The sequence below is a fragment of the Paracoccus sediminis genome (assembly GCF_900188295.1).
GTDB lineage: Bacteria > Pseudomonadota > Alphaproteobacteria > Rhodobacterales > Rhodobacteraceae > Paracoccus > Paracoccus sediminis.
The window spans coordinates 437,728-461,345 of sequence record NZ_FZNM01000003.1; the positions used below are offsets into that span (position 1 = coordinate 437,728).

Here is a 23,618-nt window from a genome sequence, read left to right on the forward strand (position 1 = left end):
GCGGTCGTTCCTAATCCGCAAGGCCCTGGGCGCGTGCCAGATCCCCGGCCGTGTTGATGTTGAAGAACGGATCGGCGGCAGGCGCGTCCCAGACGGCCGCCCTTGCCCCATGGTCCCCGGCAAACCCGCGCACCCGCCGCCCGCCCCCGGTCAGGAACGCCCGCAGGTCGCGGCGCAGCCCCACGGGCCACAGCCCGAAGGTGGGGTGGTCCGTCACCCGTCCCGTCCCGTCGCGGCTGGCGGCCAGGACGATCCCGCCGCCCGCCCCGGTCAGCCTTTCGATCAGATCGCCCGGAAAGAACGGCGTGTCGCCCGCCACGCTGACGACCGCGTCGGCCCCCAGCGATGCGGCCCAGTCCATTCCCGCCAGGATCCCGGCCAGCGGCCCCGGAAAATCCGGCAGGCCGTCAGGCAGCACCGGCAGGCCGAACCCGGCGAACCGCGCGGGATCGCCGTTGGCGTTCAGCGCCATGGCGCCGGATTGGGGAACCAGCCGCGCGACGATCCCCGCCAGCATCGGGCGGCCGCCCAACGGCAGCAGGCACTTGTCGCCGCCGCCCATGCGGGTGGCACGGCCTCCGGCAAGGATAATGGCAGGTGGACGGATCATGGTCCGGTTGTGACGTGGTGGGACCGCGCTTGCAAGCGGCCGTGTCTGGCGCGGCGTGGATGGTTCGTGAGGTGATCCCGCACCCCCCGCCGTTGCTGTCCCGGAACCGCCTTGCGACATGACCGACCGCCCCCTGTCAGACCCCGGCAGACCTGCCGGACCTGCCGGTTGCGGTCATCGTCGCTGATCCGGGCATCAGCAGGGACCGCCTGCATCTGGCGGACCTGTTGGCGCGCGTGAGGTCGAGGCCGTGCATCTGAATAGTTGACAATTTTACATGGCTGACTGATACCGGCGCGGACCTGCGGGACCGTGCGCCCGCGTTTCGGCCGCCGGACCTGTGGCCGCGCCCCGTCCGCGCCTTTTTCGCGGATCCAGATGCAAGGAACGCCATGACCCACCTGCCGCGCCCACGTCCAAGTATCGCCTTGGCGCTGGCTTGCCTGCTGGCCCCGATGGCCCCGATGGCTCATGCCCAAGCCACTGCGCCCGCCGCCCCGGAAATCCAGGCCCCGCAAGTTCGATCGCCGCAGATCCCGGCCCCGCCCCAGACCGCCGCGACGGCGGTCGCGGATCCCGCCCCCGAACCCGCCCTCGAACCCGTCGCCGATTTCCTGCCGCAGGCCATGCAGGATGCGCTTGCCCCGATCCTGACGCCGCCCGCCCGCGATCCGAACCTGCCCCACGACCTGTCGCCGATGGGCATGTTCTGGGCGGCCGACATCGTGGTCAAGGCGGTGATGATCGGGCTGGCCGTCGCGTCCGTCATCACCTGGACGGTGCTGGTGGTCAAGGCGCTGGAACTGTGGGGCGCCAGCGCGGCCGTGCAGGGCGGCATCCGCCGCATCGGGCGCGCGGACAGCCTGACCGCCGCCGTCGCCGCCAGCGGCACCCGCCGCGACGCCGTGTCCCGCATGATCCGGTCCGCGGCCGAGGAATACCGCCGGTCCCAGCCCGCCCTGGACGTGGCGGGCGATGCCGGCGTCAAGGAACGCGTGGAATCGCAACTGGACCGGATCGAGGCCGTGGCGGGCCGCCGCATGGGCCGGGGCACCGGGATTCTGGCCACCATCGGATCGACCGCGCCCTTTGTGGGCCTGTTCGGCACTGTCTGGGGGATCATGAACAGCTTCATCGGGATTTCCGAATCCCAGACCACCAATCTGGCCGTGGTGGCGCCGGGCATCGCCGAGGCGCTGCTGGCCACCGCCATCGGCCTGGTCGCGGCCATCCCCGCCGTGGTGATCTACAACGTCTTCGCGCGCGGAATCACCGGCTATCGCCTGCGGCTGGCCAATGCGGCGGCGGGGGTGCGGCAGCTGGTCAGCCGCGACCTGGATTTTCGGGGCGTGCCCCCCCGGCCCGAGGTCTGAGGCCATGGCCGGAGGAATCCGCGACAGCGGCGACGATCTGGTCGAGAACCACGAGATCAACGTCACCCCCTTCATCGACGTGATGCTGGTGCTGCTGATTATCTTCATGGTCGCGGCGCCGCTGGCCACGGTCGATGTGAACGTCGATCTGCCGGTGTCGAACGCCACCCCGGCGCAGCGCCCGGACCAGCCGGTCTATGTGACCGTCAAGCCCGACCTGACGCTGGCCCTGGACGACACCGACATCGCGCCGGGCGGGCTGGCCGCCGCCCTAGCCGCCGCCACCGAGGGCGACCGGGAACAGCGCATCTTCCTGCGCGCCGACCGCGCGGTTCCTTATGGCGACCTGATGGGGGTGATGAACACCCTGCGCGACACCGGCTATCTGAAGATCGCGCTTGTGGGTCTGGAATCGGCCACGGCGGGCGGCCCGCCGGACGCCCCCGCCGTCATCCCAGCCTCGGCCGCCCCGGTCCCCGCGCGATGACCGGCCGCGCCGCCCGCGCGATCCGGGAAGGCGCGCTGTGGGGCGGGGCCTCGGCCCTGGTGCTGGCGCTGCATCTGGGGGGGGCGCTGTGGATCCTGCGCCAGGCCGAGGCCGCCGCCCCGCCGGGCCTGCCCGAACCGGTCTTTGTGGACCTTGCCCCCGCCGAGGAAGCCGAGGAAGCCGTGGCCCCGCCCCAGGAGCCGGTCGAGAAAGCCGCCGAGGAACCCGTCGAGCCTGAACCGCAGCCGGAGCCGGAACCGGAACCGGAGGAGGTCGCGGAACCGCTGGAACTGCCGCCGCTGCCCGAACTGGAACCGTTGGAGGACATGGCCGACCTGTTCCCGCCCGCGCCGCCGGACCTGGAAACCCCGCCCGAGGCGGCGCTGACCGCCTCGGTCCGGCCTGAACGCCGCCCGGAACGCGAACCCGAACCGCAGCGCCAGATCGAACCCCGCCGCGAGCCGGAACCGCAGCGGCAGGCGGAATCCCGGCGGCAGGAACAGCCCGCCGCGCAGCCGCCGGCGCGTCAGGCCCCGCAAGGCGCAGGCGGCAGCGGATCCACGGGACCAAACCCCCAGCAGAAGGCCAGCCTGATGTCGCAATGGGGCGGCCAGATCCGGTCCTGCATCAGCCGCCGGGCATCGGCCCCGCGCGGGGTGCGCGAAGGCGGGCGGGTGACGCTGACCCTGTCGGTCTCGCGCAGTGGGACCATCCAGGGGGTCGGCATCGCCGGATCGTCCGGCATCGCGGCCCTGGACCAGGCGGCGGTGCAGGCTGCGCAGCGCGCCGGCCGCTGTCCCCGTGCGCCCGCCGGTCTGGCCGAGGCAAGCTACGGTTTCGAATTGCCGATCACCTTGCAGGTGCGATGAGTAATGAGGCAGGGGCCGTCTGCCCCCCCGGCCGCTTTCAGCGGCACCCCCCGAGAATAGTTCTCCGGGCAAGGTTCATCGGATCAGCCGAACACCTCGGGCTGGTCGATGCGCAGGCGGGCGATGATGCCCTCGATCCGGCTCAGGTGCTGGCGGATGGCGGCGACGGCGGCGTCGGCGTCGCGGCGGCGCAGGGCGTCCAGGATCAGCCGGTGTTCGGCGAAGGCCGTGTCCGCGCCATAGGACAGCGACAGGTATCGCGCCCGGTCCATATGGCCCTTGGTTTCCCTCACCAGGGTCCAGACGAAATCCAGCCCGGCAAAGGTGCAGAGGTCGTGGTGGAACCGGTCGTCCAGCGCGTGAAAGCCCGCGCGGTCGTCCGATTCGATGGCATGGGCCTGGGCGTCCAGCACCTGGTCCAGGGCATCCAGATGTTCGTCGGTCAGCCGCTGCGCCGCGACGCGCAAACAGGATTCCTCCAGCGCGGCGCGGATGAAATAGGCTTGCAGCACGGCTTCTTCGGAAATCGGCGTCACGATGGTGGCGCGCTGCGGGCGGATCTGGATGAAGCCCAGTTGCGACAACCGGTAAAAGGCGTCGCGCACCGGCTGGCGGGACACGCCCATCTGGGTCGCGACCTCGGTTTCGGACAGCCTGGCGCCGGGGCGCAGGGTCAGGTTCACCACGCGGTCATAAAGCAGGTCGAAGATCTGGTCGGTGACGCTGCGGGTTCGCGTGTCCTGCGCCAGGGAAAAGTCGTCGGCCAAGAAAGTGGATCTCATGCCGCCTCCGGGTGATTGACCATTCTTGAAAACTAGCATATTAGATGACCCGGACGAAAACAAGCACGACTCGAGGGAGGAGACGGGATGGGCTTGCTGGACGAGGATCGGCTGTTTCCGACCGAAGGACGCGCCCGCGGCCTGGCGCGCGACCTGTATGCCGGGATCCGCGATCTGCCCATCGTCAGTCCGCACGGCCATACCGACCCTCGCTGGTTTGCGGAAAACCAGCCCTTTCCCGATCCCGCGCAGCTGTTCGTGACGCCCGACCATTACGTCTTTCGGATGCTGTGTTCGCAAGGGGTGCCCCTGACCGATCTGGGCGTGCCGCGCGTCGATGGCGGACCGACCGAAACCGACGGGCGCAGGATCTGGCACCTGTTCGCCCGCCATTACCACCTGCTGCGCGGCACCCCGTCGCGGCTATGGCTGGACCACAGTTTCCAGCATGTCTTCGGCATCGACCGGCGGTTGTCGGCGGACACGGCGGACTGGTATTACGACCGCATCGCCGATTGCCTGTCCCGCCCCGAATTCCGCCCCCGCGCGCTGTTCGACCGCTTCAACATCGAGGTCATCGCCACGACCGAGGCCGCGACCGACGACCTGCTCTGGCACCGGATGATCCGGGAATCGGATTGGGGGGGCCGGGTCGTCACCGCCTATCGCCCCGATGGCGTGGTGGACCCCGAGATGGCGGGTTTCGCCGACAACGTGGCCCTGCTGGGCCAGCAGACCGGATTCGACACCGCCACCTGGGACGGATACCTCGACGCGCACCGGGCGCGGCGGGCGTTTTTCCGGGATCACGGCGCCACGTCCAGCGACCACGGCCACCCCACGGCCCGGACCGAGGATCTGCCGCAGGCCGATGCCGCCGCGTTGTTCGACAAGGCCCTGCGTGGCGACTGCACACCCGACGAGGCCGACGCCTTTCGCGGCCAGATGCTGACCGAGATGGCGCGGATGAGCCTGGAGGACGGGCTGGTCCTGCAAATCCACCCCGGATCGCGGCGCAACCATTCCGATCCGGTGATGGCGATGTTCGGCCGCGACAAGGGCTTCGACATTCCCGGCCGCACCGATTACGTCACCGCGCTGCGCCCGCTGCTGAACGCGGTGGGGATGCGCCCCGACCTGACGGTGATCCTGTTCACGCTGGACGAAACCAGCTATTCCCGCGAACTGGCGCCTCTGGCGGGCGTCTGGCCCTGCCTGCGGCTTGGCCCGCCCTGGTGGTTCCACGACAGCCCGGAAGGCATGATGCGGTTCCGGCAGATGACCACGGAAACGGCGGGCTTCTATAACACCGTGGGCTTCAATGACGATACCCGCGCCTTCTGTTCGATTCCCGCGCGCCACGATGTCGCGCGCCGCGTGGATTGCGCATACCTGGCCACCCTGATCGCCACCGGACGCCTGCATCGGGACGAGGCGCCCGAACTGGCCCATGACCTGACCTACGGCCTCGCCAAGAGGGCCTACAGACTTTGAGCTTCACCAACGGGAGGAAACCATGAAGTTCGTCAAGACCACCTTTGCCGGATTGCTGATCTCGGCCGCATTCGTCGGCGGCGCCGCCGCGGCCGAATGCGAGATCACCCTGCGGTCGTCCGACACCCATCCCGACGGCTATCCGACCGTCGAGGGCGTCAAGGCCATGGCGGCCGAGGTCAAGGAAAAGACCGAAGGCCGCATCTGCATCGAGGTGTTCCCGTCGTCCCAGCTGGGCGAGGAAAAGGACACCATCGAACAGACCCAGTTCGGCGTCATCGACATGGTGAGGGCAAGCTTTGGGTCGTTCAACGACATCGTGCCCGTCACGCAGTTGATGTCGCTGCCCTATCTGTTCACCTCGCCCGAACACCAGCAGGCGGTGATGGACGGCCCCATCGGCGAGGAGATCGCCGAGGACTTTGCCGAAAAGGATCTGATCGCGCTGGCCTATTACGACGGGGGCGCGCGCAACTTCTACAATTCGCAGAAACCGATCCAGTCGGTCGAGGATCTCAAGGGCATGAAGTTCCGCGTGATGCAGAACGACGTGTTCGTGGACATGATGGCGGCGCTTGGCGCCAACGCCACGCCGATGCCCTATGGCGAGGTCTATTCGTCCATCCAGACGGGCGTGATCGACGGGGCCGAGAACAACTTTCCGTCCTATGACAGTTCGGGCCACGCCGAAGTGGCCAAATACTTTACGCTGGACCAGCATCTGATGGTGCCGGAACTGGTCGCCATGTCCAAGATCGCCTGGGACAAGCTGTCGCCCGAGGATCAGGAGATCGTGCGCACCGCCGCCCGCAACTCGGCCACGTTGCAGCGCCAGCTGTGGGCCGAACAGGAAAAGGCCAGCGAGGCAAAGGTGATCGCGGCGGGCGCCGAGGTCATCAAGGACGTGGACAAGACCGCCTTCATCGAGGCGATGGCCCCGGTCTATGAAAAATACGTGACCACGCCCGAAGCGCAGGATCTGGTCAAGCGCATCCGGGAAACCCGGTGATCCCATGGCCGCCCGCCCCTCCGCGGGCGGCCGTTTCTTGGCAAGGGGACGCGCGATGCGCGACGCATTGATCCGACTGGCGCGGCTAACCGGCGCGGTGGCCACGGCGGGGCTGTGGCTGGCCGGGATCGGCCTGGTGCTGATGACCGCCTTCGTCTTTGCGCAGGTGGTCTGGCGCTATGTGCTGGGCACCAGCCTGTTCTGGGCCGAACCCGCCAGCGTGATGCTGATGGGCTGGTTCATCTTCCTGGGGGCCGCCGTGGGCGTCAAGGAAGGCTATCACCTGTCCTTCGACGTGGGGCTGATGGTGATGCCGGAACGCTGGCGCCCGTGGTTCCACACGGCCTCCGATCTGGTCGTGACCGCCTTCGGGTTCGGCATGGCCTGGTACGGCTGGCAGCTTGCGGCCAAGGCGGCGGGCGGGGTGATTCCGGGGCTGGGGATTTCCCGGCTGTGGGATTTCGCCCCGGTGGTCGGCGGCGGCATCCTGCTGATGCTGTTTTCCATCGAGCGGATCCTGCGCCGCGCGGCGGGCCTGAAGACCGCGCGGTTCGGCGACATGGACGACGCGGCGGACGGCGCGCCCGACGGTCATGCCGACGGCCAGCGGGCCGAAACCATGCTGCATCAGGAAAGGTAGCGCCATGGAACTGTGGATTCTGTTCGGCAGCTTCGTGGCGCTGCTGCTGATCGGCACGCCGGTGGCCTTTTGCCTGGGCGCGTCGTCGTTCTTTACGGTGCTGTATCTGGGCCTGCCGCCGGTGGTGGTGTTCCAGCGCCTGAATTCGGGCGTTTCGGTCTTTGCGCTGATGGCGATCCCGTTCTTCATCTTCGCGGGCGACCTGATGGTGCGGGGCGACATCGCGCGCCGCCTTGTGGCCCTGGCCGGGTCGCTGATCGGGCACATGCGCGGCGGGCTGGGACAGGTCAACATCGTGGCGTCCCTGATGTTCGGCGGCGTGTCGGGATCGGCCGCGGCGGACGCCAGCGCCGTCGGCGGGCTGATGGTGCCGCAGATGAAGGCGCGCGGATACGACGTGGATTACGCCGTCAACATCACCGTGGTCAGTTCGATCATCGCCCTGATGATCCCACCCAGCCACAACATGATTATCTATTCCATCGCGGCGGGCGGGCGGCTGTCCATCGCCGACCTGTTCACGGCGGGCATCATCCCCGGCCTGGTGCTGGCCGCCAGCCTGATGGTCGCAACCTGGTGGGTGGCCCGGCGGCGCGGCTATCCGACCGAGCCGTTTCCCGGCCTTGCCATGGTGGGGCAGCTGTTCGTGTCCGCCCTGCCCGGCCTGATCCTGATCGCGATCATCTTCGGGGGCGTGCGGTCGGGCTGGTTCACCGCGTCGGAATCGTCGAACATCGCCGTGGTCTATGCGCTGCTGGTCACGGCCCTGGTCTATCGCAGCCTGCCCTTGTCGGAATTCATCGAGGCGACCAAGGGCGCGGTCCGCACCACCGCCATGGTGCTGCTGGTGATCGGCTGCGCGGCTTGCTTTGGCTGGCTGCTGGCCTATCTGCGGGTGCCCACCGCCCTGGTCGAGCTGTTGCAGAACGTGTCGTCGAACCCGCTGGTGATCCTGCTGTTGATGAACGTGATCCTGCTGATCCTGGGCACCTTCATGGACATGTCGCCGCTGATCGTCATCACCACGCCGATCTTCCTGCCAGTGGCCACCGCCTTCGGCGTCGATCCGGTGCATTTCGGGGTGATCCTTATCCTGAACCTGGGGATCGGGCTGTGCACCCCGCCGGTGGGCGCGGTGCTGTTCGTGGGCTGCGCGGTGGGCCGGATCAGCATCTGGCAGGCGATGCGCACGATCTGGCCCTTCTATGGCGCGGCTTTCGCCACGCTGATGCTGGTGACATACATCCCCGCCCTGTCGCTGTGGCTGCCTTCGGTGTTCAAATGACCGATCCCGTCCGCACCGTCCTGGCGCATTCCCCCGACCTGATGGTGGTCCGCTTCGCCTTCGACGCGGGCGACCGGGGGGCGCCGCACAGCCACCCGCACGTGCAGTCGACCTATGTGCAGTCGGGCCGCTATCGCTTTACCGTGGACGGACGCGACTTCCAGGTCGGGCCGGGCGATGCGTTCATTATCCCGTCCGGCGCCGAACATGGCTGCGAATGCCTGGAGGGGGGCGTGCTGATCGACAGCTTCACCCCCCGCCGCGACGATTTCCTGTGAAAGGCCACATCATGACAACCCATGTCGAAACGCGCCACGCGGTCCATCCCGATCATGCGAAAGGCATGGACACGGCGGACCTGCGCCGGCATTTCCTGGCCGAAGGCCTGTTCGCCACGGCGGAGGTGCGGCTGGTCTATACTCATTACGACCGCTTCGTGGTGGGGGGCGCGGTGCCGAACGGCGCGGACATCACCTTGGACAAGATCGCGGAAACCAAGACCGCGACCTTTCTGGAACGCCGTGAAATGGGCATCGTCAACATCGGCGATGCGGGCAGCGTCACGGCGGCGGGCCGGACGTGGGAGATGCAGAACGGCGACGTGCTGTATCTGGGCATGGGGTCGGGCGCCGTCACCTTCAGCGGCATGGGGCGGTTCTACATCGCCTCGGCCCCCGCGCATCGCGAACTGCCCTGCCGCTTGGTCACGGTGGAAGACGCCAAGGAAATGAAGACCGGCGCGGTCGAAACCTCGAACAAGCGCACCATCCGCCAGTTCATCCATCCGCTGGTGATGGAAAGCTGCCAGCTCGTGCTGGGCTATACCACGCTGGAGGACGGGTCGGTCTGGAACACCATGCCTGCCCATGTCCACGACCGGCGGATGGAGGCGTATCTGTATCACGGCATGGCCCCGGAATCGCGCGTCCTGCACCTGATGGGCGAACCGCAGGAAACCCGGCACATCTTCGTGGCCAACGAACAGGCGATACTGTCGCCGCCCTGGTCGGTCCATTCGGGCGCGGGGATCGGCGGCTATACCTTCATCTGGGCGATGGCGGGCGACAATGTGGATTACACCGACATGGATTTCGTCCAGCCGGGGGATCTGCGGTGAATCCGTTTTCGCTGGGGGGTCAGGTCGCGCTTGTCACCGGCGCCAACACCGGCATCGGCCAAGCCATCGCCGTGGCCCTGTCGCAGGCGGGGGCGGACGTGATCGCCGCAGGCCGCCGCGATTGCGGCGAGACATTGGCGCTGATGGGCCAGGTTTCTGAAAAGGCGGGGCGCGGCTTGCGGCTGGATTTCAGCGACCCGATGGCCGCGTGCGACTTGTTCGCGTCCGAACGCATCGACATCCTGGTCAACAACGCGGGCATCATCCGCCGCGCCGATGCGGTGGATTTCAGCGAAGCCGACTGGGACGAGGTGATGGACACGAACCTGAAAGCGCTGTTCTTCACCTGCCAGGCCTTCGCCCGCGCCGCCCTGCCGCGCGGCCGGGGCAAGATCGTCAACATCGCGTCCCTGCTGTCCTTTCAGGGCGGGATCCGGGTGCCGTCCTATACCGCGTCGAAACACGGAGTTGCCGGACTGACCAAGCTGATGGCGAACGAATGGGCGGCAGGGGGCCTGAACGTCAACGCCATCGCGCCGGGCTATATCGAGACGAACAACACCACCGCCCTGCGCGCCGACCCCGACCGCAGCCGCGCGATCCTGGACCGCATCCCCGCAGGCCGCTGGGGCCGCCCCGAGGACATCGGCCAGACCGCCGTGTTCCTGTCCGCCCCCGCGTCCGATTACATCAACGGCGCGGTGCTGAACGTCGATGGAGGCTGGCTTGCACGATAGGCTTTACCGCGACCCCGCCACGGCGGGGGGCATCGTCCACCTGGGCCTTGGCGCCTTCTTCCGCGCGCATGGCGCAATCTACGTGGCCGAGGCCGGGGGTTGGGGCATCACCGGCGTGTCGCTGCAATCGCCGGGCACGCGCGACAGGCTGAAACCGCAAGGCTGGGCCTATACGGCGGTGGAGCTTGGGCCGGATGGCGAGAAACCGCAGGTCGCGACGGTGCTGCGCGATGTGCTGGTCGCGCCCGAAGATCCCCAGGCCGTTCTGGACGCGATGGCCGCGCCGGACACCCATATCGTCAGCCTGACGGTGACGGAAAAGGGCTATTGCCACGAACCCTCCACCGGGCGGCTGAACCGCGATCATCCCGATATCATCCACGACTTGGAAAACCCGCTGCCGAAATCCGCGCCCGGTTTCCTGGTGCGCGCCCTGGCCCTGCGCCAGGCGGCGGGGCTGCCGCCCTTCACGGTGCTGTGCTGCGACAACCTCCCGGAAAACGGCCGCGTGGTGCAGGGCGTGGTCACGGAACTCGCGCGTCTGATCGACCCGGCGCTGGCCGACTGGACCCTTGCGAACGGCGCCTTCCCCTCGACCATGGTGGACCGCATCGTCCCGGCCGCCACGCCGGCCGATCTGGATCGGCTGGAGGCCGCGACTGGCACCCGCGACGAGGCGCCGGTCATGCACGAACCCTTCCGCCAATGGGTGATCGAGGATCGTTTCTGCGGTCCCCGCCCGGCCTTTGAAAAGGTCGGCGTGCAGATGGTGGCCGATGTCACGCCCTATGAGCACATGAAGCTGCGGATGCTGAACGGCACGCATTCCAGCCTCGCCTATCTGGGCTATCTGGCAGGGCACCAGACCATTGCCGACACGATGGCCGATCCGGTCTTTGCCGATTTCGTGCGCGGGCTGTGGCGCGACGAGATCATCCCGGCGCTGACGCCCCCGCCGGGCGAGGATCTGGGTGCCTATGCCGATGCCCTGGCTGCGCGCTATGCCAATCCCGCGATCCGTCATCGGACCTGGCAGATCGCCATGGACGGCAGCCAGAAGCTGCCGCAGCGGATCCTGGGGACCATCGCGGAAAGCCGCGCGGCGGGACGCGCCGTGCCGGGGCTGACCCTGGCGGTGGCGGCCTGGATGCGCTATGTGTCGGGACGCGACGAAAAGGGCGCCGCCATCGAGGTCAAGGATCCGCTGGCGCCACGCCTTGCCGCGCTGTGGCGGGACGATCCCGCGCAGACCGTGGCGGGCTTTCTGGCGCTGGCCGAGGTGTTCCCCCCCGCCCTGCGCGACGATGCGGGCTTTGCGGCGGATCTGACGACGGCGCTGTCGGGCCTGGTGCGGGACGGCGCGCGGGCCATGGTCGCCCGACGGGCGGGGTGAACCCCCCGCCCTATACAGCCTCGCGCACCAAGGCGCCGCGATGCCGGATCACCTTGCGGCTGAGGGCGTGGCCCGCCGCGATGGACGCCGGGCAATCGGCGCCCGCTAGCCATGCGACCATGTAACCCGCATTAAAGCTGTCGCCCGCCGCCGTGCTGTCAACCGGGGTTTCGGGATCCAAGTCGGTTATGATGCCAATGCCATCATGCCCGCCGAAGCGGATCGGCCCGCCGCCGTTCTTGACCACCACCTGCCCCGCCCCCAGCGTCCGATAGCGCGCGACGGTCGCCGCCGGGTCGGCGTCGCCGAAATGCGTGGCCTCGTCGTCGAAGGAGGGCAGGACCAGATCGGCGCCAGCCGCCGCATTGCTGATCCCCTGCCGCATCGTTTCAGCGTCGGCCCACAGGCGGGGCCGCAGGTTCGGGTCGAACACCACGCGCGTCCCTGCCGCCCGCGCCTGCGCCAGCGTCGCCAGCAGGTTCGCGCGGCCCTGCGGCGGCAGGATCGCCACGGTGATCCCGGAAAAATAGGCGACCGCCACACCGTCAAGCGCTGCGTCCAGGGCCGCCGGATCATCGGCCAGCCGCCGGGCCGCCGAAGTGTCGCGCCAATAGGCGAAGCTGCGTTCGCCGTTTGTCAGGCTGATCGCGTAGAGGCCGATTTCCCGGTCGGGGTCGCGCCCGACATGGGCGGTGCCGATCCCCTCGGCCGTCAGGAAATCCACCATCTGCTGCGAAAAGGCGCCTGTGCCCACGCGGGTCAGGTAATCGACCTGCCAATCCGCGCCCAGCAATCGGCGCAGATACCAGGCCGTGTTCAGCGTATCGCCCGCGATGCCCAGCCGCCACAGGCCGGGCCGGTCGGACTGGCCCAGTTCCACCATCGCCTCGCCCATGGACAGGATCCGCATCAGGCCGGCCGGTGCCGGCGCGACAGGGCCATCTCGACCCCACGCAATTCCGCCAGTCCTTTCAACCGCCCGATGGCCGGATAACCCGGCTGGCCGCCGCGTCCGATGTCGTCCAGGATGTCCTGGCCGTGGTCGGGCCGCATGGGAATGCGCCAGTCGTCGCGGCCTGCGGCGCGGCGGCGCGATTCCTCGGCCAGGACGGCATCGATCAGGTCCACCATGTCGGTCTGGCCGCCCAGGTGCTCGTCCTCGAAAAAGCTGGCGGGAACGGTCTCGGCGTCGCGCCGCACGTTGCGCAGGTGCAGGAAATGCACCCGGTCGCCCAGGCGGCGCATCATGCCGGGCAGGTCGTTGTCGTGCCGCGCGCCCAGCGATCCCGAACACAGCGTGATGCCGTTCGCGGACAGATCCACGGCGGCGATGCGTTCGGCGAAATCGGCCTCGGTGGACATGACGCGGGGCAGGCCCAGCAGCGGAAAGGGCGGATCGTCGGGATGGCAGCACAGCCGCATCCCCAGTTCCTGCGCGGCCGGGGCCACCTGTTCCAGGAAATCGTTGAAATGGCGGCGCAGCACCATGTCCGTCACCGGGCCATAGCTTTGCAGCAGGTCGCGCACGTCGCCCATGGTCAGCCGTTCGGCGGCGCCCGGCAGGCCGAACACCACATTGCCCGCAAGCTGCTGCCGGGTCGCGTCGTCCATGTCGGCAAAGCGGCGGGCGGCGGCGTCGCGCACATCCTCGGGGAAATCCTCTGCCGCGCCGGGGCGTTCCAGGATGTGGATGTCGAAGGCCGCAAAGTCGGTCAGGTCGAACCGCATGCAGCGCGCGCCGTTGGGGCGGCGCCATTGCAGGTCGGTGCGCGTCCAGTCCAGCACCGGCATGAAGTTGTAGCAGATCACCCGGATCCCCGCCCCGTGCAGGTTCCGCATGGAGGCGATCCAGTTGTCCACATGCCCGCGCCAGTCGCCGGTCTGGGTCTTGATCGCCTCGCTGACCGGCAGGCTTTCGACGACCTCCCATTCCAAGTCCGACGGGGCGCCGTCCCGCATGACGGCCAGTTGCGCCCGGCGGCGGGCGATCTCCTCGGGCGGCCAGACCGTGCCGGTGGGGACATGGTGCAGCGCGGTGACGACGCCCTGGACGCCCGCTTGCAGCATGTCGTCGATCGAAACGGGATCGTGGGGGCCGAACCAGCGCCAGGTGTGTCGCATGAAATCCTCTCAGTCGGTGAAATAGTCGGGCTGGGCTGCCGCCATTTGCGGCACCTCGGTCAGCATCTGGCGCAGGTGGGCGCGCGTCGCGGTTTCCGCCGCGTCCGGGTTGCCGTCGCAAAGCGCGTCCAGAATCGCCTGATGCTGGCCGATGGTGAAGCTGCGATCGAAGACGCGCATCGACAGGTGCCGCAGCCGGTTCATCTGCGCCTTCAACCGTTCCAGGTCGGACCAGACGGCATCCTGCCCGGCCGCCTGGGCCAGCAGGCGATGGAAGCGGTCATCGGATTCGATGAAATCCTCGACCTTGGCGGCGTGATCGGCCCGGTGCTGGCAGGCGATCTCGTCAGCCATGCGGTCCAGGATGTCCGCGGGACGAGCCAGGGCCACCGCACGGGCCAGATCGGCCTCGACCGCCTCGCGGATGAAACGCGCCGACAGGACTGCCGACACCGAGATCCGGCTGATATAGGTGCCGCGCTGGGGGCGGACCTCGGCCAGGCCGTCGCTGGCCAGGCGGATGAACGCCTCGCGGACGGGCTGGCGGCTGATGCCGATGGCGGCGGCCACCTCGGTTTCGCTGACGCGCATTCCGGGCGGCAGGTCGCCCCGCTGGACGCGCTTGCGCAGCCAGTCATGGACCTGCGAGGCGGTGCTGGGCGAGATGACGATGCGGGCCGGATCCATGAACGCCTCCATGACCGCCTTATATGCCATACTTCCATACTAGTGAAGCATAAATCCATGCGGTGCGGTTCATCCCGGCCGGCTTGCAGCGCATCCAAGGGCCGGATGCGGATCAGGGCCTCGTCGGTGTCTCGGCGGGCATGGCGGGCATGGCGGGCGTTTCCGCGTCGGCGCCTGCCGGTGCCGGGCCGCTTTCGACCAAGCGGTTCTGATCCCATTCGCCCGACGCGACCTGACCGCTGGCATAGCGCATCACACCCTGGCCCTGACGTTTGCCCGCGACGAAAGTGCCCTCGTACCGATCGCCGCTGGCATAGGTGGCCACGCCGCTGCCGTCGATCTCTCCGTTCTTCCAGCCGCCTTCATAGACAAACCCGTCGGGCGTCGTCAGCTTGCCTTGGCCGTCGCGCAAACCGTTGGCGAAGCTGCCGGTATAGACCGTGCCATCGGGATAGGTCGCCTGGCCTTCGCCGTGGCGCTGGCCGTCGGCCCAGGCGCCGGTATAGACATAGCCGTCGGGATAGCTCATCCGGCCCTGCCCATGGTTGCGGGCGTTCCTGAAACCGCCCTCGTAAACCATCCCGTTGGCATAGGTGGCGATGCCGTCGCCCTGAATGACGCCCGCAGCCCACTGGCCCTCATAGGTCGCGCCGTCGGGATAGGTGATCTTGCCGGTGCCGTCCGGGCGGTCGGCCTTCATCTGCCCCACATAGACCGACCCGTCGGGATAGGTGATCTGGCCCTGCCCCTCCATCCGGCCTTCGACCCAGGATCCGACATAGACATAGCCGTCGGTGCCGGTGAAGGTGCCCTGGCCGTGGCGGCGGTCGGCCCGGAAGGCGCCGTCATAAACGTCGCCGTTGGCATAGGTGGCAACCCCCTGCCCCTCGCGCCGGCCGTTCAGCATCTGGCCTTCGTAGCGGTCGCCCGTGCCCTGGACCAGAACGCCCGTGCCCGACATCTGCCCCGCCGACCAGATCCCGTCATAGACCAGCCCGTCGGCCATGGTCAGCTTGCCCTGGCCCGCGCGCTGCCCGGCCAGCATCCCGCCCTCATAGACCGCGCCGTCGGGATAGGTGATGCGGCCCTGGCCTTCGCGCACGCCCGCGTTCCAGTCGCCCTCATAGCGATAGCCGTTGGGCTGGGTCAGCACGCCCTTGCCCTGGTGCAGCCCCTTGACGAAATCGCCCATGTAAACGGACCCGTTGGCATAGCGGGCCTCGCCCTTGCCGGTGATCTCGCCCGCGACCCAGTCGCCCCGGTAGGTGCCGCCGTCGGCATAGGTGATGGTGCCGGTGCCGTTGGGCTTGCCTTCGGCGAACTGGCCCTCATAGATGGAACCGTTGGGGAACGTGGCGCGGCCCTGGCCCAGGATTTCGCCTTCCACCCAATCGCCCTCATAGCGATAGCCGTTCGGCAAGGCATAGCTGCCTTGGCCGTGCTGGCGGCCGTTGCGGAAGGTGCCTTCGTAAACGCCGCCATCGTCGTATTGCTTGGTGACGACCTGCGCATCCACCGCCGTGGTTCCCGCCACTGTCGCCAGAACTGCCGCCCAGATTGCCGCCTTCATCGCCACCTTGTCCCTTGACGTTCGTTCCATGGTCTAGCGCAGCCGGACCCCCGGCGCAAAGCCCGACTTTTCCTTTCGCGCGCCCTCGCCTATCACGGGGCCGACAGGAAACAGGGGCCATGCCATGACCACACGCTTTCGCCTGACCATCGGACAGTTGAACGCCACGGTGGGCGACCTGCCGGGCAATGCCGCCACGGCCCGCGACGCATGGGTCGCCGCGCGCGAGGCCGGGGCCGACATGCTGGCCCTGCCGGAAATGTTCATCACCGGATACCAGACCCAGGATCTGGTGCTGAAGCCTGCCTTTACCCGGCAGGCCGAACAGGAGATCATGGCCCTGGGCACGGCCTGTGCGGGCGGGCCGACCCTGGGCATCGGCGGGCCGTGGCGCGATGGCGACCGGCTGTACAACGCATACTGGGTGTTCAGGGACGGCGCCCTTGTGGCCCGCGTGCTGAAGCACCACCTGCCCTACAGGCAGCTGTTCGACGAATTGCGGCTGTTCGACAGCGGCCCGATCAGCGGGCCTTATGCCGCGGGCGCCGCCCGCATCGGATCGCCCATCTGCGAGGACAGCTGGTATCCCGACGTGGCCGAAACCTTGGCCGAAACCGGGGCCGAGATCCTGATCGTGCCCAACGGCTCGCCCTATCACCGGAACAAGCTGGACCTGCGCATGGGCCATATGGTCGGGCGCGTCGTGGAAACCGGCCTGCCGCTGGTCTATGTCAACATGGTCGGGGGGCAGGACGACCAGTTGTACGATGGCGCCAGCTTCGTGCTGAACCCCGGTGGCCATAAGGTCGTGCAACTGCCGCCGTTCCAGGAAATGCTGGCCCATGTCGATTTCACGTCGGGCGATGACGGCTGGCGGGCGGAACCGGGGCTGATGGCGCCCCAGCCCGACGAATGGGAACAGGATTACCGGGCGATGATGCTGGGCCTGCGCGAATACCTGCGCAAGTCCGGTTTCACGACGGTGGTTCTTGGCCTGTCCGGCGGCATCGACTCCGCGCTTGTGGCGACCATCGCGGCCGACGCCATCGGTCCGCAGAACGTCCATTGCGTGATGCTGCCCAGCGAATACACGTCCCAGGCCAGCCTGGACGACGCCGCCGAGTGTGCGGCGCGGCTGGGGGTGCGGCTCGACACGGTGCGCATCGACGGGGCGCGCGGCGCGGTGTCGGACGCCCTGGCGCATCTGATGGCGGGGACGGACCCCGACATCACCGAGGAAAACATCCAGTCCCGTTTGCGCGGGGTGATGCTGATGGCCTTGTCGAACAAGTTCGGCGGAATGCTGCTGACCACCGGCAACAAGTCCGAGGTCGGCGTGGGCTATGCCACCATCTATGGCGACATGGCGGGCGGCTATAACCCGATCAAGGATCTGTACAAGACCCGCGTGTTCCAGACCTGCCGCTGGCGGAACCGGAACCATCGCGACTGGATGATGGGACCACAGGGCGAGGTGATCCCCCCCCGGATCATCACGAAGCCCCCTTCGGCCGAATTGCGCCCCGACCAGAAGGACCAGGATTCGCTGCCCCCCTATGAAATTCTGGACGCCATCCTGGACGGGCTGGTCGAAAAGGATCTGTCCCTGCGCGATCTAGTCGAACAGGGGTTTGACGCGGACACCGTGACCAGGGTGGAACGATTGCTGTATGGCAGCGAATGGAAACGGTACCAGGCCGCGCCCGGCCCGCGCATTTCCACAAGGGCCTTCTGGCTGGACCGCCGCTATCCTCTGGTCAACCGCTGGCGCGACAAGGCGTGACCTGCGGGCGGAACCCGGCGCCGGGGTTGCGGCTTCGGTTGGGTGCCACCCCAAGGAGCCGCAGTCATGACGGACACCAAAAAGGACCAGCAGCCGGATCGCCGGAACGGCCAGGGCGAACACGAAGGCAAACCCCATTCGCCCGAGGAGTTCGACGTGATGAACCCCGCCAAGATCAAGGACAAGCCCGACGACGAGGTGCAGGAACAGGTCTGACGGCCGGGTTCTCTTGGGATGAATGCCTCTGCTGGATCGGCTGCACGGCAATGCCCCTGCTGACGCCCGACGGACGCTATATCGTCGTGCGCGGACGATTGTGGCGCGCCGCCAATCCGCATCTGGACACCGCGGACAGGGCCGGACTGGTCTCGGCGTTGATGACGGCGCGGCGGACCGTAAGGTCGGCCAGCCGTGCCCGCGATGCCGGGATGGAACGGGCCGCCCGCCGTGCCGTCCACGACGCCAAGATCGCCTTGGGCGAACGCGGTCCTGTCTGGTGGAACGATGGTGCGCCGGATTTCAACCGCAGGATGGTCCGAAACACGCCCATGCAGACTGGTTCGCCCAACTGATCGACACGACATGATGCCCGACACGTCGTTTATCCGCCAGATCCAGGGTCTGGATGCCGTCAGCCTTGCCCGCCGCCTGATCGGCGCGACGCTGATCGTCCGCGGCGCGGGCGGCATCGTCGTCGAGACCGAGGCCTATGGCCGCGACGACCCCGCGTCCCACAGCCATCGCGGACCGACCTTGCGAAACGCCTCGATGTTCGGGCCTGCGGGACATGCCTATGTCTATCGCAGCTATGGTATCCACCTGTGCCTGAATGTCGTGGGGCGGCCGGGGGAGGCCGTGCTGATCCGTGCGCTGGACCCCCAGGCCAGACTGGACCTGATGCGGATGCGGCGGGGCAACACCGCGCTGCTGTGCAACGGGCCGGGGCGCCTGTCCCAGGCGCTTGGCATCCGGCCCGAGGACGACGGCGCCCCTTTCGATGGCGCGGGCCTGTCGATCACCTTGTCCCGCGAAACGCCGGATTTGCTGTCCGGGCCGCGCATCGGCATCAGCAAGGCGCAGGATCTGCCCTGGCGTTTCGGCCTTGCCGGGGCCGCGCGGCAGGTCAGCCGCCCGTTTCCTGCGCAGACATCCGGCAATCTTTTCCAAAGGGGCAGCAGGCCACCGGCGTCTGCCTGTCCGGAATCACCCTGATCGCAGCCTTGCAAGGACACCGATGCACCCCTTCGAATTTCATACGACCCCCGGCCTGATCGTCCAGCCAGGCGCAGTCGCGCGCCTGGCCACGCTGGCGAGCCGCCGCCTTGGCCCCCGTGTCCTTCTCGTTACCGATCCGGGGCTGGAACGGCTGGGCCTGCACCGGGCCGCCCTGGCCGACCTGACGGCGGCGGGCCATGCCGTCACCGTCTTTGCGCAGGTCGAGGCCGATCCGTCGCACGCCACCCTGATGGATGCGGTGGCCGCGGGCCGGGGCGCGGGGGTGACGGGGGTGCTGGGATTCGGCGGTGGATCGTCGCTGGACGTGGCCAAGCTGGCGGCGCTGCTGCTGGGATCGGATCAGGATCTGGACGGCGCCTGGGGCGTCGGCAACGCGCGGGGGCCGCGTCTGCCGCTGGTGCTTGTGCCCACCACCGCAGGCACTGGATCCGAGGTCACGCCCATCGCCATCATCACCGTGGCGGGGGGCGAAAAACGCGGCGTATCGTCGCCGGTGATCCTGCCCGATCTGGCCGTCCTGGACGCGGACCTGACCCTGACCCTGCCCCCCGCCGTGACGGCGGCCACCGGCATGGACGCCATGGTCCATGCGATCGAGGCCCATTCCTCGGCCAGTCCGAACAACAATCCCCTCAGCCGGATGCTGGCCGATCAGGCCATGCGGCTTCTGGCGGCCAACATCGAGACGGCGGTCCATCGGGGGAACGACCGGGATGCGCGGGGCGCTATGCTGCTGGGATCTCTGCTGGCCGGACAGGCCTTCGCCAATTCGCCGGTCGCGGCAGTCCATGCCCTGGCCTATCCGCTGGGCGGGCTGTTCCATATTCCGCACGGGCTGTCCAATGCCCTGGTGCTGCCGCATGTGATGCGCTTTACCCTGCCCGCAGCGGCCCCGGCCTATGCCGCGCTGGCGCCGGCCTTCGATGCGTCCCTGGCTGGCATGGCGGACGACACCCGTCGGGCCGGGGCATTCACGGACGGGCTTGCCGCGCTGTCGGCCCGGCTGGGCCTGCCGCAGCGGCTGCGCGATGCCGGGGTGCCGCGCGACGCGCTGCCCCGCCTGGCCGAGAACGCGATGAAGCAGACCCGGCTGCTGGTCAACAATCCCCGGCCCGTGACCCAGGAAGATGCCCTGGCGATCTATGAGGCCGCCTGGTAAGCGCGCTTACCGCGCCAGCCGTTCCAGGGTCAGCGGACAAGGCCTGCCGCCAAAGAACGCCGTCAGGATGTCGTCGAAGATCCGGGGGTCGCCGCCCGCCGCCGCAAACAGCGTGGCCGACGACCGCAGCTTGGCCGCATCCACCGGTCCCAGGATCGTGTCCGCCGATTCGTCCCGGTGATCCAGCATGGCCCGGCCGCAGGCCGACAGCCTTGGCCCCAGCACGGGATGGCCTAGATAACGCCGGGCCTCGTCCAAATCGACGATGCCGTACCGATGCGCCATCGCCGACCGGCCAAGGCCACGCAGCTGGGGAAAGATGAACCACATCCAGTGGCTCTGCTTGCGGCCTCGGCGAAGTTCGGCCAAGGCCTTGTCGCAAACCCCGTCCTGCGCCGCCAGAAAGCGGTCCAGCGTATCGGGATCACCGGATTGCATGTCGTGGATCATTGGCGTTCCTTGAGATGATTCCCCCAGCCCCGAGCCGGCCAAGCTGCTCTTGAAGGTGGCTGGCCGCTTGGCCCCCGATCCCATGATACCGCATGGCCGAAACGGATGCTGCCGTGATCTGGGGTGCTCCAGACACACCAGCACAGGGAACAGCCGGTCCGCCATGGCCGGACATCGGGTGTGCCGCGACCGGCGGGCAGGGCGGCGCTTTCGGTCGGGATGCCGCCGGGCCGGGATCGGCCCACGAACCGAAGGCACCCCATGACGGGACCGGCTCGAACAGGCTGCAAACCGCATTCTGCGGCGCATTTTTGCGGCGCATCAGATGAAGCCAGCCTTCACGCACTCGGTATCGGAAAAAATGGTGGGCGACCCTGGAATCGAACCAGGCATGGGTCTCCCCGGCGGAGTTACAGTCCGCTGCCGCACCTTGCAGCACGTCGCCCGCCGAACGCCTCGGCGTGGGGGCGTGATTAGCGGGCGGGGGAAAGGGCGTCAAGCGGATTTCCGGGCCTTGCATCCCGGCCCGCCCGCGCGCCATGAAGGGGCAGACTCACAAGGATCGCGCATATGTCCGAACATCCGGGAAAGCCCAGGAAACCCACGTGGGTGATCGACAAGGAACGGGCGCGCCGCGCCGGGGCTGCGGAAACCGTCTGGCTGTTCGGGCTGCACGCCGTGCGCGACGCCCTGGCCAATCCGGCACGGGAAAAGCTGCGGCTGGTGGTCACGCGGAACGCCCTCGACCGGCTGGGCGACCTGCATGGCACGGCCCCTGAAATCGCCGATCCCCGCACCTTCGCAAAGGCGGTGCCGCTGGCGTCCGACAGCGTCCACCAGGGCGCCGCGCTGGAAGTGAAGCCGCTGAAATGGGGCGGCCTCAGCGAGGTGGTGCTGCGGCAGGCGCCAGGAGAACGGCGTCCCCTGCTGGTCGCGCTTGACCGCGTGACCGACCCCCACAACATCGGCGCGATCCTGCGGTCCGCCGAGGTGTTCGGCGCCCGCGCCGTCATTGCCCCCGCCCGCCATTCCGCGCCCGAGACCGGCGCCCTGGCAAAGACCGCCTCGGGGGCGTTGGAACGCCAGCCTTATCTGCGCGTCCCGAACCTGGCCGAGGCGCTGACGCAGCTGAAGAACATGGGTTTCACGCTGATCGGCCTGGATGGAACCGGGGATCGGCCGCTGCCCGAACTGCTGGCCGCCCTGCCTGGCCGCGCCGTTTGCCTGGTCCTGGGGGCCGAGGGGCCGGGAATGCGCGACCTGACGATGAAAAGCTGCGATCACGTGGCCCGGATCCCGTTCGCGGCGGATTTCGGGTCGCTCAACGTCTCGAACGCGGCGGCGGTCGGGCTTTACGCAGCCAGCATGGCATAGGGATCACATCGCTGCGACAATCCTTGCAGCGGCGTTGAGAATCGGGCCGGGCGGTGCCACATCAGGCCACCTGCCACCCCAAGCCTGTTCGACCGATGAAACCGCTTCTTCTTTCGCTGAGCCTGATGCTTGCCCCTGTCCTGCCGGCCGCGGCCGAGGATTGGGCGATCGAAGGCCTTGACGCCGTCGGCCTGCTGCAAAGCGGCCGGCCCGTGCCCGGACGCGGCGACATCGCGACGATGTGGAAAGGGCAGGTCTGGCATTTCGCGACCGAGGAAAACCGCAGCCGCTTCGAATCCGATCCGCGCAGCTTTGCGCCCGCGTTCGCGGGCCTGTGCCCCGTCGCCCTGTCCAAAGGCCGCCGCGTGCCGGGCGATCCGCGTCATGCCGTGGTGATCGGCAACCGCCTTTACCTGGTCGGCTCGGCCCGGTCGGTCCGCGAATTGCGCAAGGCGCCCCAGCAAATCCTGAGACAGGCTGCCCGGCAGTGGGAACAATAGGATCCGGCGGCGCATTTCAATCACGAATTCGCGATTCTTCTGGAACTTTTCGGCCTGTTGCCCATTTACCATCTGGAACATGACCCCGGAACCGTCATGTTCAGATCACTGTCCCTCGTTCCGCGACTTGCGCCCGGCCAGAAATCTGGACCGGGCGCCTTTTCTGTGTAAAGGTGCCTACAACTTTTGGATGAGGAGGAGAGGCCCGCCATGGACATCGATTTCGAGGATGACGAGGATATCGCGCGCATTGCGCGGACCATCAAGGTGATTGCCGTGGTCGGCCTGTCCCCCAATGAAGCGCGGCCCAGTTGGGGCGTCGCGCGCTATCTCCAAGCCAACGGTTTCCGTATCATTCCTGTCAATCCCGGCCATGCCGGAAGCCGCATCCTGGGCGAGACCGTCTATGCCTCGCTGTCGGACATCCCCACGTCCGCCGGTGTGCAGATGGTGGACATCTTCCGGCGCCCCGAAGCTGTGGGACCGCTGGTGGACGAGGCGTTGGGCAGCCTGCCCGATCTTCAGTCGATCTGGTTTCAATTGGGAATTCGCAACGACGCCGCCGCGGCACGGGCACGGGCACGGGGGATCACCGTGGTCCAGGATCGTTGCCCGAAAATCGAGTTTCCGCGTCATTTGTAATTGACATCATGAAAAAGGCCCCGGACATATCCGGGGCCTTTCGTCTGTCTGGCGTCACCGCCCGTCTGCGGTTTGCAGGAGGCTTGTGATCTGTCGGACGGCGGCGCGGCGGTTTTCGCGGATGTCGCCTTCCCGGCGGATCTGCGGGTCCTGTTCGCCATACCCCTGGACCACCAGGTTTTCGGGCGGCACCTCGAAATACTCTGTCAGCGCCAGGGCCACCGATTCGGCGCGCCGGTCCGACAGGGCCAGGTTCGCCGCATCCGAGCCCACGGTGTCCGTGTGGCCCTCGATCAGGAA

General features: G+C 68.0%; 27 protein-coding genes and 1 tRNA gene. 19 read left to right on the forward strand and 9 right to left on the reverse strand.

The window, feature by feature from the left end; translation table 11 throughout:
* Positions 1–10 precede the first annotated feature (10 nt).
* Positions 11–610: a molybdenum cofactor guanylyltransferase MobA gene (gene mobA, locus CHB77_RS07555; RefSeq protein ID WP_089387552.1), complete on the reverse strand. Its 600-nt coding sequence runs from the start codon at positions 608–610 to the stop codon at positions 11–13.
* A gap of 392 nt (positions 611–1,002) precedes the next feature.
* Between mobA and exbB the strand changes: the two genes are divergently transcribed.
* Genes exbB through CHB77_RS07570 form a run of 3 tightly spaced genes read left to right on the forward strand, consistent with a single transcriptional unit; the run spans position 1,003 to position 3,339 of the window.
* Entirely contained in the window at positions 1,003–1,983 is a 981-nt protein-coding gene (gene exbB / locus CHB77_RS07560) for a tonB-system energizer ExbB (protein WP_089387553.1), read from the forward strand.
* Between the two features lie 4 nt (positions 1,984–1,987).
* Positions 1,988–2,470 carry a TonB system transport protein ExbD gene (gene exbD, locus CHB77_RS07565; RefSeq protein ID WP_089387554.1) on the forward strand — a complete coding sequence of 161 codons (483 nt, stop codon included), beginning with the start codon at positions 1,988–1,990 and terminating at the stop codon, positions 2,468–2,470.
* Positions 2,467–3,339, forward strand: a complete 873-nt coding sequence (locus CHB77_RS07570; protein WP_089387555.1) for a TonB family protein — start codon at positions 2,467–2,469, stop codon at positions 3,337–3,339. The genes exbD and CHB77_RS07570 overlap by 4 nt, the downstream gene beginning before the upstream one ends.
* Positions 3,340–3,422: 83 nt before the next feature.
* Here CHB77_RS07570 and CHB77_RS07575 read toward each other — a convergent pair whose 3' ends face one another.
* Positions 3,423–4,121 (reverse strand): GntR family transcriptional regulator, encoded by a 699-nt coding sequence (locus CHB77_RS07575; RefSeq protein WP_089387556.1) that lies wholly within the window; start codon positions 4,119–4,121, stop codon positions 3,423–3,425.
* 87 nt (positions 4,122–4,208) lie between these two features.
* Here CHB77_RS07575 and uxaC point away from each other — a divergent pair, with 87 nt between their 5' ends.
* The 8 genes from uxaC to CHB77_RS07615 are packed head-to-tail and all read left to right on the forward strand — an operon-like array spanning position 4,209 to position 11,796.
* Positions 4,209–5,615, forward strand: coding sequence for a glucuronate isomerase (gene uxaC, locus CHB77_RS07580; RefSeq protein ID WP_089387557.1), 1,407 nt, complete (start codon positions 4,209–4,211; stop codon positions 5,613–5,615).
* Positions 5,616–5,637: 22 nt separating this feature from the next.
* Positions 5,638–6,624: a TRAP transporter substrate-binding protein gene (locus tag CHB77_RS07585; protein WP_089387558.1), complete on the forward strand. Its 987-nt coding sequence runs from the start codon at positions 5,638–5,640 to the stop codon at positions 6,622–6,624.
* A gap of 55 nt (positions 6,625–6,679) precedes the next feature.
* Positions 6,680–7,264, forward strand: coding sequence for a TRAP transporter small permease (locus CHB77_RS07590; RefSeq protein WP_089387559.1), 585 nt, complete (start codon positions 6,680–6,682; stop codon positions 7,262–7,264).
* A gap of 4 nt (positions 7,265–7,268) precedes the next feature.
* A complete protein-coding gene (locus CHB77_RS07595) occupies positions 7,269–8,549 on the forward strand; it encodes a TRAP transporter large permease (RefSeq protein ID WP_089387560.1) in 1,281 nt (426 codons plus the stop codon).
* A complete protein-coding gene (locus tag CHB77_RS07600; protein WP_089387561.1) occupies positions 8,546–8,827 on the forward strand; it encodes a cupin domain-containing protein in 282 nt (93 codons plus the stop codon). Before CHB77_RS07595 ends, CHB77_RS07600 begins: the two co-directional genes overlap by 4 nt.
* An 11-nt stretch (positions 8,828–8,838) precedes the next feature.
* Complete coding sequence (gene kduI, locus CHB77_RS07605) at positions 8,839–9,666, forward strand: 5-dehydro-4-deoxy-D-glucuronate isomerase (RefSeq protein WP_089387562.1); 828 nt, start codon at positions 8,839–8,841, stop codon at positions 9,664–9,666.
* On the forward strand, positions 9,663–10,403 hold the full coding sequence (gene kduD / locus CHB77_RS07610; protein ID WP_089387563.1) for a 2-dehydro-3-deoxy-D-gluconate 5-dehydrogenase KduD: 741 nt from the start codon (positions 9,663–9,665) through the stop codon (positions 10,401–10,403). The genes kduI and kduD overlap by 4 nt, the downstream gene beginning before the upstream one ends.
* Positions 10,381–11,796, forward strand: coding sequence for a mannitol dehydrogenase family protein (locus CHB77_RS07615; RefSeq protein ID WP_089387564.1), 1,416 nt, complete (start codon positions 10,381–10,383; stop codon positions 11,794–11,796). Before kduD ends, CHB77_RS07615 begins: the two co-directional genes overlap by 23 nt.
* 10 nt (positions 11,797–11,806) lie before the next feature.
* On the opposite strand, the gene CHB77_RS07620 is transcribed toward CHB77_RS07615, so the two are convergent.
* The 4 genes from CHB77_RS07620 to CHB77_RS07635 form a co-directional block, all read right to left on the reverse strand.
* Positions 11,807–12,706: a sugar kinase gene (locus CHB77_RS07620; RefSeq protein ID WP_089387565.1), complete on the reverse strand. Its 900-nt coding sequence runs from the start codon at positions 12,704–12,706 to the stop codon at positions 11,807–11,809.
* Positions 12,706–13,917: a mannonate dehydratase gene (gene uxuA, locus CHB77_RS07625; protein WP_089387566.1), complete on the reverse strand. Its 1,212-nt coding sequence runs from the start codon at positions 13,915–13,917 to the stop codon at positions 12,706–12,708. Before uxuA ends, CHB77_RS07620 begins: the two co-directional genes overlap by 1 nt.
* 9 nt (positions 13,918–13,926) lie before the next feature.
* Positions 13,927–14,634, reverse strand: coding sequence for a GntR family transcriptional regulator (locus CHB77_RS07630; RefSeq protein ID WP_242626565.1), 708 nt, complete (start codon positions 14,632–14,634; stop codon positions 13,927–13,929).
* 82 nt (positions 14,635–14,716) lie between these two features.
* Positions 14,717–16,174 carry an MORN repeat-containing protein gene (locus tag CHB77_RS07635; protein WP_089387567.1) on the reverse strand — a complete coding sequence of 486 codons (1,458 nt, stop codon included), beginning with the start codon at positions 16,172–16,174 and terminating at the stop codon, positions 14,717–14,719.
* Positions 16,175–16,298: 124 nt separating this feature from the next.
* Here CHB77_RS07635 and CHB77_RS07640 point away from each other — a divergent pair, with 124 nt between their 5' ends.
* The 5 genes from CHB77_RS07640 (at position 16,299) to CHB77_RS07655 (ending at position 20,352) form a co-directional block, all read left to right on the forward strand.
* On the forward strand, positions 16,299–17,957 hold the full coding sequence (locus CHB77_RS07640; RefSeq protein WP_089387568.1) for an NAD+ synthase: 1,659 nt from the start codon (positions 16,299–16,301) through the stop codon (positions 17,955–17,957).
* 66 nt (positions 17,958–18,023) lie between these two features.
* Positions 18,024–18,173, forward strand: coding sequence for a hypothetical protein (locus CHB77_RS18295; RefSeq protein WP_165456219.1), 150 nt, complete (start codon positions 18,024–18,026; stop codon positions 18,171–18,173).
* Positions 18,174–18,223: 50 nt separating this feature from the next.
* Positions 18,224–18,529: a hypothetical protein gene (locus CHB77_RS07645; protein WP_089387569.1), complete on the forward strand. Its 306-nt coding sequence runs from the start codon at positions 18,224–18,226 to the stop codon at positions 18,527–18,529.
* A 10-nt stretch (positions 18,530–18,539) separates the two neighbouring features.
* Positions 18,540–19,169: a DNA-3-methyladenine glycosylase gene (locus CHB77_RS07650; protein WP_423212881.1), complete on the forward strand. Its 630-nt coding sequence runs from the start codon at positions 18,540–18,542 to the stop codon at positions 19,167–19,169.
* Between the two features lie 22 nt (positions 19,170–19,191).
* The gene (locus CHB77_RS07655; RefSeq protein WP_089387570.1) at positions 19,192–20,352 is read left to right on the forward strand and encodes an iron-containing alcohol dehydrogenase; all 1,161 of its coding nucleotides are present in this window, start codon (positions 19,192–19,194) and stop codon (positions 20,350–20,352) included.
* A gap of 6 nt (positions 20,353–20,358) precedes the next feature.
* Here the strand turns inward: CHB77_RS07655 and CHB77_RS07660 are convergent, their stop codons facing one another.
* Complete coding sequence (locus CHB77_RS07660) at positions 20,359–20,802, reverse strand: DUF1810 domain-containing protein (RefSeq protein WP_207303019.1); 444 nt, start codon at positions 20,800–20,802, stop codon at positions 20,359–20,361.
* Positions 20,803–21,164: 362 nt separating this feature from the next.
* A tRNA-Tyr gene (locus CHB77_RS07665) sits at positions 21,165–21,248 on the reverse strand.
* A 124-nt stretch (positions 21,249–21,372) separates the two neighbouring features.
* Between CHB77_RS07665 and rlmB the strand changes: the two genes are divergently transcribed.
* The 3 genes from rlmB to CHB77_RS07680 all read left to right on the forward strand — a co-directional run bounded on the left by rlmB (position 21,373) and on the right by CHB77_RS07680 (position 23,318).
* Entirely contained in the window at positions 21,373–22,176 is an 804-nt protein-coding gene (gene rlmB, locus CHB77_RS07670; protein ID WP_089387571.1) for a 23S rRNA (guanosine(2251)-2'-O)-methyltransferase RlmB, read from the forward strand.
* A 95-nt stretch (positions 22,177–22,271) separates the two neighbouring features.
* Positions 22,272–22,676, forward strand: coding sequence for a YHS domain-containing (seleno)protein (locus tag CHB77_RS07675; RefSeq protein ID WP_089387572.1), 405 nt, complete (start codon positions 22,272–22,274; stop codon positions 22,674–22,676).
* Positions 22,677–22,886: 210 nt separating this feature from the next.
* Complete coding sequence (locus CHB77_RS07680; RefSeq protein ID WP_089387573.1) at positions 22,887–23,318, forward strand: CoA-binding protein; 432 nt, start codon at positions 22,887–22,889, stop codon at positions 23,316–23,318.
* 54 nt (positions 23,319–23,372) lie between these two features.
* Here the strand turns inward: CHB77_RS07680 and CHB77_RS07685 are convergent.
* A partial coding sequence (locus CHB77_RS07685) for an OmpA family protein (protein WP_176430318.1) occupies positions 23,373–23,618 on the reverse strand: 246 nt, incomplete at its 5' end.

Coding starts and splice junctions, on each gene's coding strand:
- mobA (WP_089387552.1), bottom strand. CDS start 610: ATGATCCGTCCACCTGCCATTATCCTTGCCGGAGGCCGTGCCACCCGC.
- exbB (WP_089387553.1), top strand. CDS start 1,003: ATGACCCACCTGCCGCGCCCACGTCCAAGTATCGCCTTGGCGCTGGCT.
- exbD (WP_089387554.1), top strand. CDS start 1,988: ATGGCCGGAGGAATCCGCGACAGCGGCGACGATCTGGTCGAGAACCAC.
- CHB77_RS07570 (WP_089387555.1), top strand. CDS start 2,467: ATGACCGGCCGCGCCGCCCGCGCGATCCGGGAAGGCGCGCTGTGGGGC.
- CHB77_RS07575 (WP_089387556.1), bottom strand. CDS start 4,121: ATGAGATCCACTTTCTTGGCCGACGACTTTTCCCTGGCGCAGGACACG.
- uxaC (WP_089387557.1), top strand. CDS start 4,209: ATGGGCTTGCTGGACGAGGATCGGCTGTTTCCGACCGAAGGACGCGCC.
- CHB77_RS07585 (WP_089387558.1), top strand. CDS start 5,638: ATGAAGTTCGTCAAGACCACCTTTGCCGGATTGCTGATCTCGGCCGCA.
- CHB77_RS07590 (WP_089387559.1), top strand. CDS start 6,680: ATGCGCGACGCATTGATCCGACTGGCGCGGCTAACCGGCGCGGTGGCC.
- CHB77_RS07595 (WP_089387560.1), top strand. CDS start 7,269: ATGGAACTGTGGATTCTGTTCGGCAGCTTCGTGGCGCTGCTGCTGATC.
- CHB77_RS07600 (WP_089387561.1), top strand. CDS start 8,546: ATGACCGATCCCGTCCGCACCGTCCTGGCGCATTCCCCCGACCTGATG.
- kduI (WP_089387562.1), top strand. CDS start 8,839: ATGACAACCCATGTCGAAACGCGCCACGCGGTCCATCCCGATCATGCG.
- CHB77_RS07615 (WP_089387564.1), top strand. CDS start 10,381: ATGGAGGCTGGCTTGCACGATAGGCTTTACCGCGACCCCGCCACGGCG.
- CHB77_RS07620 (WP_089387565.1), bottom strand. CDS start 12,706: ATGCGGATCCTGTCCATGGGCGAGGCGATGGTGGAACTGGGCCAGTCC.
- uxuA (WP_089387566.1), bottom strand. CDS start 13,917: ATGCGACACACCTGGCGCTGGTTCGGCCCCCACGATCCCGTTTCGATC.
- CHB77_RS07630 (WP_242626565.1), bottom strand. CDS start 14,634: ATGGCATATAAGGCGGTCATGGAGGCGTTCATGGATCCGGCCCGCATC.
- CHB77_RS07635 (WP_089387567.1), bottom strand. CDS start 16,174: ATGAAGGCGGCAATCTGGGCGGCAGTTCTGGCGACAGTGGCGGGAACC.
- CHB77_RS07640 (WP_089387568.1), top strand. CDS start 16,299: ATGACCACACGCTTTCGCCTGACCATCGGACAGTTGAACGCCACGGTG.
- CHB77_RS18295 (WP_165456219.1), top strand. CDS start 18,024: ATGACGGACACCAAAAAGGACCAGCAGCCGGATCGCCGGAACGGCCAG.
- CHB77_RS07645 (WP_089387569.1), top strand. CDS start 18,224: ATGCCCCTGCTGACGCCCGACGGACGCTATATCGTCGTGCGCGGACGA.
- CHB77_RS07650 (WP_423212881.1), top strand. CDS start 18,540: ATGATGCCCGACACGTCGTTTATCCGCCAGATCCAGGGTCTGGATGCC.
- CHB77_RS07655 (WP_089387570.1), top strand. CDS start 19,192: ATGCACCCCTTCGAATTTCATACGACCCCCGGCCTGATCGTCCAGCCA.
- CHB77_RS07660 (WP_207303019.1), bottom strand. CDS start 20,802: ATGATCCACGACATGCAATCCGGTGATCCCGATACGCTGGACCGCTTT.
- rlmB (WP_089387571.1), top strand. CDS start 21,373: ATGTCCGAACATCCGGGAAAGCCCAGGAAACCCACGTGGGTGATCGAC.
- CHB77_RS07675 (WP_089387572.1), top strand. CDS start 22,272: ATGAAACCGCTTCTTCTTTCGCTGAGCCTGATGCTTGCCCCTGTCCTG.
- CHB77_RS07680 (WP_089387573.1), top strand. CDS start 22,887: ATGGACATCGATTTCGAGGATGACGAGGATATCGCGCGCATTGCGCGG.